The organism is Brevundimonas sp. CURTG3B2_SDJG (assembly GCF_057364705.1).
In genome coordinates, this window is the sequence record NZ_JBNFOJ010000128.1 from 1 (window position 1) to 8,197 (window position 8,197).

Below are 8,197 nucleotides of genomic sequence, written 5' to 3' on the forward strand. Positions count from 1 at the left end.
CCGGCCACCGCTTCGCCGTCCAGGCGCGGGCTGAAGACGGCGAAGGCCGGGGCGGCGGCCGGGCCGGTTTCGAGCGGGCGGTCCTCGGTGCGCCATTTGGGCAGGCCCCCGTCCAGCACGCGTACGTCCCGCGCGCCCATGACCTTCAGCATCCACCAGGCGCGGGCGGCCGAGAACAGGCCGGCCGTGTCGTAGACGACCACGGCGCTGTCCTGGGTGACGCCGAGCAGGCCCAGGGAGGCGGCGAACGAGGCCGCGGACGGCAACATGTGGGGCAGGGCGCTGTCCTGATCGGATATGGCGTCCAGATCGAAAAAGGCCGCGCCCGGTATTCGTCTGGCGGCGAAGTCCGCCCGGGCGTCGCGGCCATCCAGATGCCAGCTGGCGTCCAAGATGCGCAGGCCAGGCTCGCCCATCCGAGCCGCCAGCGCCTCGGTCGAGATCAGGGGGGACGACCCGGGCGGCATGGGCCTAGTTCGGCGCGGGCCGCGGCGGCGCGACGCGCGAAAAGGCCGGAAAGTCGTAACCCTGTCGCGTCTGACGCGCGTCGATCGCAGCGTGGTCAGACGGCAGGACGTAGGCCGCCTCCTGCCAGGGGCTGCTGGTGTAGCGCTTGATCGGCTGGCAGGTCGGGCAGTTGCGCTCCAGGATGCCCAGCGCGGTCTCCTCTCCGGAGCCGCTGCTGGCGATCCACATGCCGCCCTCCGGATCCTGGCCGATAACGATGGAGCCGTTCGCGCCGCTCTTGTCGATCTGGCAGCCCTCTCCCAGCGTCGCCGTGCAGGCCTCCAAAACGATGCGCTCGGCCACCTCCGAGGAACGCTGGTTCCAGGTGACCCAGTAGTCCTTGCCGTCGCGGTGCGAGGCGATGGCGATGAAACTATCGACCGTGCGGGCGTTGTCGCCGGGCATCGGCAGATAGACCGGGACGCCGCGCGGCGGCGGCTCGGCCGGGCCGCGGTTGGACCCGGCGGCCGGCGCCCGGCAGATGGGCGTGCCCTGTCCCGAGGTGTTCACTCCGCCGCCGGCGCCGGAGAAGCCGACGACGTATTCGCCAGGGGTGCCGTTGCACGGGAAGTCCTGGGCCCAGGAATCCGCGGGCGCGACAAGCCATGCGCCGGCCGAAACGAAAGCGGCGGCCAGCAGGCCCCTGGTCCACGACGTCATTTCCGGTTCCCCTCCAGGCATTTGAAATCGGCGCGCGGCCGAGCGGTCAGGTTCGTTCGAGCGCCAGTTGGATGACGTCGGTGCGGCGCGAGCGGAAGCCGGCCTCGCAATAGGCCAGGTAGAAGCGCCACAGGCGGCGGAAGCGCTCGTCGAAGCCGGCCATCTGCCGGATCTCGGGCCAGGCGGCCTGGAAGCGCTCGTCCCAGGTCTTCAAGGTTTCCGCGTAGTCCAGCCCGAAGCGCTCGACGGCGCGCCAGCCCAGCCGCGCCTGGTCGACGACCGGCTTGAGCGCCGCTTCGGACGGCAGCATGCCGCCCGGGAAGATGTATTTCTGGATGAAGTCGGTGCGCTTGCCGTAGCCGGCGAAATAGGCGTCGTCGATGGTGATGATCTGCAGGCCCGCCCGGCCGCCCGGCTCCAGCACCTCGTGGATCTTGCCGAAGTAGGCGGGCCAGTACTCCTGGCCGACGGCCTCGAACATCTCGATGGAGGCCACACGGTCGAAACGGCCCTGGACGTCGCGGTAGTCGATCAACTGGATATCGACGCGGTCCGTCAAACCGGCGTTGAAGATGCGCTGGCGGGCGAAGTCGTACTGCTGCTGCGAGATGGTGATGCCGGTGACCCTGGCTCCGATCTCGCGGCCGGCGAATTCGGCGAAGCCGCCCCAGCCGCAGCCGATCTCGAGCACCGACTGGCCCGTCGTCAGGTCCATCATCCGAGCCAACGAGGCGTACTTCTCGCGCTGGGCCGCCTCCAGGGATTGACCCGCCGCGGCGAAGCGGGCCGACGAATAGGTCATCGAGGGGTCCAACCAGGTCGCGTAGAACGGATTGCCCAGGTCGTAGTGGGCGTGGATGTTCTTGCGCGAGCCGCTGCGGCTGTTGCGGTTCATCCGGTGCGACAGCCAGTTGACCGCCTTGATCACGGGATGGCCGTCGAACAGGCGACGGATGCTGTCGTAGTTGCGGGCCAGAACCTCCAGCAAGGGCGCCAGATGCGGCGTCTCCCACTCCGCGGCCATGTAGCCCTCCGCGAAGCCGATGTCGCCGCTGGCCAGCACGCGGCGGGCGAACCGGTAATCGCGGATGTCGAGGACGGCGGACGGACCGGGCTCCGCGCCGTCCAGGGCGTGAGTCTCGCCGTTGGGCAAAAGGACCGTCAGGCGGCCGAAGGTCCAGTTCGAGGCCAGCAGGCGCAGCAGAAGGGCGAACCCGCGCGGGGTGCGGGCGGTGATCTGATGCAGATCGGCAGTGACCGAGGTCATGCCAGAGATGTTGGGTAGCCTGTCCCCGGGCGTCAACCCTGGAGGTTGTACGGGGGCGGGCGTCGTCGGATCTCGTCAGGTTCGGTGGTCACGCGACGAAAGGCCGTGGTAGGTTGCGCCGGGCCTTCGCAAACGCCACCTGATCGCCCCAGAAGCGCGGCATGAGCCGTGCAATTCCATCCGCTGTCCGGGAACCCGCCGTGTCCAAGCCCAACGCCGTCATCGACATCAAGGATGTGAAGCGCCCCGTCAGCATCGGCGGCGGCCAGCGGATCGTCTTCATCGCGGGGCCGTGTCAGCTGGAGAGCCGCGAGCACGCCCTGGAGATGGCGCATGCGCTCAAGGAAATCGGCGACCGGCTGAACGTCGGGATCATCTACAAGACCAGCTTTGACAAGGCGAACCGCACCTCGGCCACAGCTGCGCGCGGTTTCGGCCTGGAAGGGTCGCTGCCGATCTTCGCCGAGATCCGCGAGGTGACCGGCATGCCGGTGCTGACCGACGTGCACACCGAAGAGCACTGCCGCATCGCCGCCCAGGCCGTGGACGTGCTGCAGATCCCAGCCTTCCTCAGCCGCCAGACCGACCTGTTGCTGGCCGCGGCGGCGACGGGCAAGACGATCAACATCAAGAAGGGCCAGTTCCTGGCCCCGTGGGACATGAAGAACGTCATCGCCAAGGTGACGGGCGCCGGCAACCCCAACGTCATGGCCTGCGAGCGCGGGGCCAGCTTCGGCTACAACACCCTGGTTTCGGACATGCGCGCCCTGCCGGTGCTGCGCGAGATCGGCTGTCCGGTGGTCTTCGATGCGACCCACAGCGTCCAGCAACCGGGCGGGCAGGGCACGTCCTCGGGCGGCCAGCGCGAGTTCGTGCCGGTCCTGGCCCGGGCCGCCGTGGCCGTGGGCGTCGACGCCGTCTTCATGGAGACGCACCAGGATCCCGACCACGCGCCGTCGGACGGGCCGAACATGGTGCCGCTGAGCGAGTTCGAGGCGCTGGCCGCCGACCTGATCGCCTACGACGACCTGTCGAAGGCGCGGATGGCGAAGGCCGCGTGAATCCGATAGTCCGGCGGGGATGACGGACCGCACCCTCGATCTCGGCGAACTGCAGGCGCTGCTGGAGCGCGTGCGCGGGCTGAAGGTCGCCTGCGTGGGCGACCTGATGCTGGACCGCTACGTCTACGGCGAGGTCAGTCGCATCTCGCCCGAGGCGCCGATCCCGGTGCTCAGGACGCGGCGCCGGATCGCCATGCCGGGCGGAGTCGGCAACGTGGCCCGCAATGTCGCGGCCCTGGGCGGGGTCGCCCGGCTGGGCGCGGTCGCGGGGCGGGACGCGGCTGGCGACGAACTGGCCGCGCTGATCGCCGCAGAGGACGGGGTCGAGGACGCCATCGAACGTCGCGCCGGCGTGGACACCATCGTCAAGACCCGGTTCGTCGCGGCCGGCCAGCAACTGCTGCGGCTGGACGAGGAGGATGCGCCCATTTTGGCGACAGAAAGCGACGCTTTCATCGGGGCTTCCGTTTATCTCTTGTCGGATTACGCCAAGGGTGTGGTCAGCGACGCCATGATCGGACAGGCGTTGTCCGCCGCCCAGAAATCCGGGGCGCCGATCATCGTCGATCCCAAGGGCCGGGATTTCGCCCGCTATGGCGAGGTCGACCTGATCAAGCCGAACGCCAGCGAACTGGCCGGGGCGACGGGCCTGCCGGTCGAGACCGACGCCGAGGTCGAGACGGCGCTGGCGGCCCTCCTGGCGGCGACGACGGCCAAGGCCGTGGTGGTGACGCGGGCCGGCAAGGGGATGAGCCTGATGCGGCGCGGCCAGCCGGCCCGGCATTTCCCGGGTCGGGCGCGCGAGGTGTTCGACGTCTCCGGCGCCGGGGACACCGGTCTGGCGGCCTTGGGCCTGGCCCTGGGGGCCGGGGCGTCGCTGGAGACGGCGGTGGAGTTCGCGATCCTGGCCTCGGGGGTGGTGGTCGGCAAGGCCGGCACGGCGGTCGTTAGCCCCGCCGAACTGATCGACGCCGAGATGAGCCAGCACGCCTCGGGCGCCCACGCCAAGGTCATGCCGCTGGAGGAGCTGGCCCACGTCGTGGAGGGTTGGAAACGGCAGGGGCTGAAGGTCGGCTTCACCAATGGCTGCTTCGACATTCTGCACCGAGGCCACGTCGCCTATCTGGCCCAGGCCCGATCATGGTGCGACCGGCTGGTGGTGGCGCTGAACACCGACGCATCGGTGCGTAGGCTCAAGGGCGAGGGCCGCCCGATCAACGACCTGGACAGCCGGGCGGTGGTGATCGGCGGCCTGGCCAGCGTGGATCGGGTGACCAGCTTCGACGATCCCACGCCGCTGGCCCTGATCGAGCGGCTGCGTCCCGACGTATTGATCAAGGGCGCGGACTACACCCGGGAGGGCGTGGTCGGCGGCGACCTGGTCGAGAGCTGGGGCGGCGAGGTCAGGCTGGCGACGTTCGAGGACGGCTATTCCACGACCCGGACGATCGCGAAGATGAAGGACGACCAATGAGCCGGCGCATGATCGTGGTGACGGGCGGCGCGGGCTTCATCGGCTCGAACATCGTCGCGCGCCTGTGCGCGGAGGATCGCGCCGACGTGGTCGTGTGCGATCGCCTGGAAGAAGCCGCGCTGGGCAAGTGGAGGAACCTGGCCAAGCACCGGATCGCCGACTTCTGGCAGCCCGAGGAGTTGTTCGAGAAGCTGGAGCGGCACGCCGAACGGATCGAGGCCGTGGTGCACATGGGCGCGATCTCGTCGACCACCGAGGCCGACGCCGATCTGATCCTGCGCACCAACTTCAGTCTGTCGCGCGATCTGTGGGACTGGTGCGCACTCAGGGACGCCCGTCTGATCTACGCCTCGTCCGCGGCGACCTATGGCGACGGCGATCAGGGCTTCGACGACGACGACGATCTTGAATCGTTGTCTGCGCTTCGCCCTCTAAATGCTTACGGCTATTCGAAATACCTGTTCGATCAGTATGCCGTGAAACAGGCGGAGGAAGGCCACGCTCCCAGCCAGTGGGCGGGGCTGAAATTTTTCAACGTCTATGGGCCGAACGAGTACCACAAGGGCGGCATGAAGTCGGTCGTGGCCCAGATCTGGCCCAAGGTGCAGGCCGGCGAACCGGTGACCCTGTTCCGGTCGCACAACCCGGACTACGCCGACGGGGGCCAGATGCGCGACTTCGTCTTCGTCGACGACGTGGTCGACGTGATCGCGTGGCTGCTGGAAGCTCCGGCCGTGTCGGGCGTGTTCAACGCTGGTTCGGGACAGGCGCGGTCGTTCCTGGACCTGGCCAACGCCACCTTCGCCGCCGCCGGGAAGACCCCGCGGATCGAGTATGTCGACACCCCGCTGTCGATCCGCGACAAATACCAGTACTTCACCCAGGCCAATATGGACCGGGTCAGGGCGGCGGGCTTCACCGGGCAGTCGACGCCGCTGGAGGAGGGCGTCCGGCGTTACGTCCAGGGCTTCCTGGACCAGGCGGATCCCTATCGATGAGAGGGCGCGGGCTGACCTTTCGCCAGTGGGTCGGCTGGATCGGCCTGATGCTCGTGGCGCTGCTGACCATCGCGGTGGCGGTGTGGCGCGGCGATATCCTGAAGGCGGGCCTGGACCCGCAGGTGCCGTTCCAGACCTATACGCCTCCCCCGGCGCCCAACTACGCCCGGGCCGAGGCCTGGGCGCTGAGAGAGGCGCGCACGCCGGACGCAGGCGATGCGGCGATCTTCTTCGTGCATCCGACGACCTACGAGGGCGGGCGCGAATGGAACGGGCCGATCGGCGACCGCAAGGCCGACGCCTGGCTGCGGCGGGTGGTCATTCCGAACTACGTCGGCCCCTTCGCTCGGGCCGGGGCCGTCAGCGCGCCGCGTTACCGCCAGGCGAGCCTCTACACTCGCCTGACCCTGCGGGAGGATGCGCGTGAGGCGCGGGCCTTCGCCTATGGGGACGTCGCCGCCGCGTTCGACGCCTGGATCGCGCGGCATCCGAGGGGACCGATCGTCCTGGCGGGGGCCGAGCAGGGCGGGGAACTGCTGGAGCGGCTGGTGCGCGAACGGGTGGCCGGCGACGCGGCCGTCCGGAACCGGCTGGCGGCGGTCTATCTGATGGACGTCGTCGCCGCCGCCGAGCTCCCTGTCGCCGGCCGTGCCGGCCTGCGCGCGGCGCGATCAGGTCGGCTGCATCGTCGGCTGGTCGTCGGTGGGCGAGACCAACGACGGCGCGGCGCGACGACGTCTGGGGCGGGCGCTGATCTGGGACGAACGCGGCCGCCTGATCGAATTGGACGGCCGGCCGGCGCTCTGCGTGAACCCGGTGACCGGCTCGACGGACCGCGCGCCTGTCGAGGCGCGGGCCCATCGGGGGGCGACCAACGCGACGGGCCTGGAATGGGGCGCGCGGCCGGCGCTGAGGGCCCGCGAGGTGGCGACCCAGTGCCGCGAAGGCCTGCTGCGCCATACCGACCCGCCACAGGAGGCGTTCAAGGACGGCGGCAGTTGGGCGGATCGGAGAAAGTCGGGCCAGTACAATCTGTTCTATGGGGACATTGAAGCGGATGTGCAGACGCGCCTGGCGGCGTGGCGCGTGTCGCACCCGCCCGTCTAGTCGATACCCAGCCGGTCGTTGCGCCAGTCGAACAGCGCCTCCAGTACCTTCACCGCTTCGCCGCGGGGGGACATCAGGTCGGGGTCGCGGCCCAGGGCCAGGCGGGCGTCGTCGGCGGCGGCCAGCAGCAGGGCGCGGTGCCGGATCGGGTCGGCGAAGCGATAGGCCGGAAAGCCGCTCTGCTTCAGGCCCAGAGGGTCGCCGCCGCCCCGCAGCCGGAAATCCTCCTCGGCGATCTCGAAGCCGTCCTCGGTGCGCCTGAGGATCTCCAGACGGGTCTTCGCCGTCTCGCCCAGCGCCGCGCCCTGGCCGTCGTCGCTCCCGCCGTACAGCAGCAGGCAGGTCGAGGCCTTGGCGCCCCGTCCGACCCGCCCGCGCAGCTGATGCAGCTGGGCCAGGCCGAAGCGGTCGGCGTGCTCGATGACCATGATCGAGGCGTTGGGCACGTCGACCCCGACCTCGACCACCGTGGTGGCGACCAGCAGCGGCGTGCGGCCATCGGCGAAATCGGCCATCACCGCCTCGCGCTCGGCGCCGGGCATCTGGCCATGGGCCAGGCCGACCTCGACGCCCAGGATTCGGCGCAGGTCGGCGGCCCGGGCCTCGGCGGCGGCGAGGTCAGAGGCCTCGCTTTCGGCCACTAGGGGGCAGATCCAGTAGGCCTGGGCCCCGCCGTCCAGCGCGACCTTTAGCCGTTTGGCCACTTCGCCGATCCGGGCCTGGGGCAGGACGGCGGTGGCGACGGGCGTGCGCCCGGGCGGCTTCTCGGTCAGGCGCGAGACGTCCAGCTCGCCGTACTGGGTCAGCTCCAGAGTGCGCGGGATGGGCGTGGCGGACATGGTCAGCAGGTGGACGCCGCCGGTGCGTGGATCGCCCTTGGCCTGCAGCCGCTGGCGCTCATTGACGCCGAAGCGGTGCTGCTCGTCGATGACCGCCAGGGCCAGGCGGTCGAAGCGGACCGCGTCCTGGAAGAGGGCGTGGGTCCCGACCGCGACCTGGGCCTCTCCGGACGCCAGGGCGGCCAGGCGCGGGCGACGTTCGGCGGGCGTGTCGCCCGCGAGGTCGAACGCAAGGGCGGTGAGAGCCCGAATATTCGTGTCGTCATCGACGTGCAGAACGATCA

The 8,197-nt window shown here is 69.9% G+C and carries 8 protein-coding genes and 1 pseudogene; 5 read left to right on the plus strand and 4 right to left on the minus strand.

The genetic code is table 11. The annotated features are described in order from the left end of the window. From AC2W7C_RS10085 to AC2W7C_RS10095, 3 genes are all read right to left on the minus strand, one after another. On the minus strand, positions 1 to 467 hold a 467-nt coding region (locus tag AC2W7C_RS10085; protein WP_486001323.1), incomplete at its 3' end, for a rhodanese-like domain-containing protein. Positions 468 to 471: 4 nt separating this feature from the next. Beyond that, positions 472 to 1,167 carry a DUF4189 domain-containing protein gene (locus AC2W7C_RS10090; RefSeq protein ID WP_486001324.1) on the minus strand — a complete coding sequence of 232 codons (696 nt, stop codon included), beginning with the start codon at positions 1,165 to 1,167 and terminating at the stop codon, positions 472 to 474. 46 nt (positions 1,168 to 1,213) lie between these two features. Next, entirely contained in the window at positions 1,214 to 2,434 is a 1,221-nt protein-coding gene (locus AC2W7C_RS10095) for a class I SAM-dependent methyltransferase (RefSeq protein ID WP_486001325.1), read from the minus strand. A gap of 161 nt (positions 2,435 to 2,595) precedes the next feature. Here AC2W7C_RS10095 and kdsA point away from each other — a divergent pair, with 161 nt between their 5' ends. The 5 genes and pseudogenes from kdsA (at position 2,596) to AC2W7C_RS10120 (ending at position 7,074) form a co-directional block, all read left to right on the plus strand. Further along, positions 2,596 to 3,495, plus strand: coding sequence for a 3-deoxy-8-phosphooctulonate synthase (kdsA, locus tag AC2W7C_RS10100; RefSeq protein ID WP_486001326.1), 900 nt, complete (start codon positions 2,596 to 2,598; stop codon positions 3,493 to 3,495). A 19-nt stretch (positions 3,496 to 3,514) separates the two neighbouring features. Further along, on the plus strand, positions 3,515 to 4,969 hold the full coding sequence (gene rfaE2 / locus AC2W7C_RS10105; RefSeq protein WP_486001327.1) for a D-glycero-beta-D-manno-heptose 1-phosphate adenylyltransferase: 1,455 nt from the start codon (positions 3,515 to 3,517) through the stop codon (positions 4,967 to 4,969). Continuing rightward, a complete protein-coding gene (gene rfaD / locus AC2W7C_RS10110) occupies positions 4,966 to 5,967 on the plus strand; it encodes an ADP-glyceromanno-heptose 6-epimerase (RefSeq protein ID WP_486001328.1) in 1,002 nt (333 codons plus the stop codon). The genes rfaE2 and rfaD overlap by 4 nt, the downstream gene beginning before the upstream one ends. A gap of 47 nt (positions 5,968 to 6,014) precedes the next feature. Then, a pseudogene (locus AC2W7C_RS10115) lies at positions 6,015 to 6,536 on the plus strand (DUF3089 domain-containing protein); the annotation flags it as partial. A 133-nt stretch (positions 6,537 to 6,669) separates the two neighbouring features. Further along, a complete protein-coding gene (locus AC2W7C_RS10120; protein ID WP_486001330.1) occupies positions 6,670 to 7,074 on the plus strand; it encodes a hypothetical protein in 405 nt (134 codons plus the stop codon). Here AC2W7C_RS10120 and AC2W7C_RS10125 read toward each other — a convergent pair. Further along, on the minus strand, positions 7,071 to 8,197 hold a 1,127-nt coding region (locus AC2W7C_RS10125; protein WP_486001329.1), incomplete at its 5' end, for a helicase-related protein. The two genes, AC2W7C_RS10120 and AC2W7C_RS10125, sit on opposite strands and share 4 nt — an antisense overlap.

Coding starts and splice junctions, on each gene's coding strand:
- AC2W7C_RS10090 (WP_486001324.1), bottom strand. CDS start 1,167: ATGACGTCGTGGACCAGGGGCCTGCTGGCCGCCGCTTTCGTTTCGGCC.
- AC2W7C_RS10095 (WP_486001325.1), bottom strand. CDS start 2,434: ATGACCTCGGTCACTGCCGATCTGCATCAGATCACCGCCCGCACCCCG.
- rfaE2 (WP_486001327.1), top strand. CDS start 3,515: ATGACGGACCGCACCCTCGATCTCGGCGAACTGCAGGCGCTGCTGGAG.
- rfaD (WP_486001328.1), top strand. CDS start 4,966: ATGAGCCGGCGCATGATCGTGGTGACGGGCGGCGCGGGCTTCATCGGC.
- kdsA (WP_486001326.1), top strand. CDS start 2,596: ATGAGCCGTGCAATTCCATCCGCTGTCCGGGAACCCGCCGTGTCCAAG.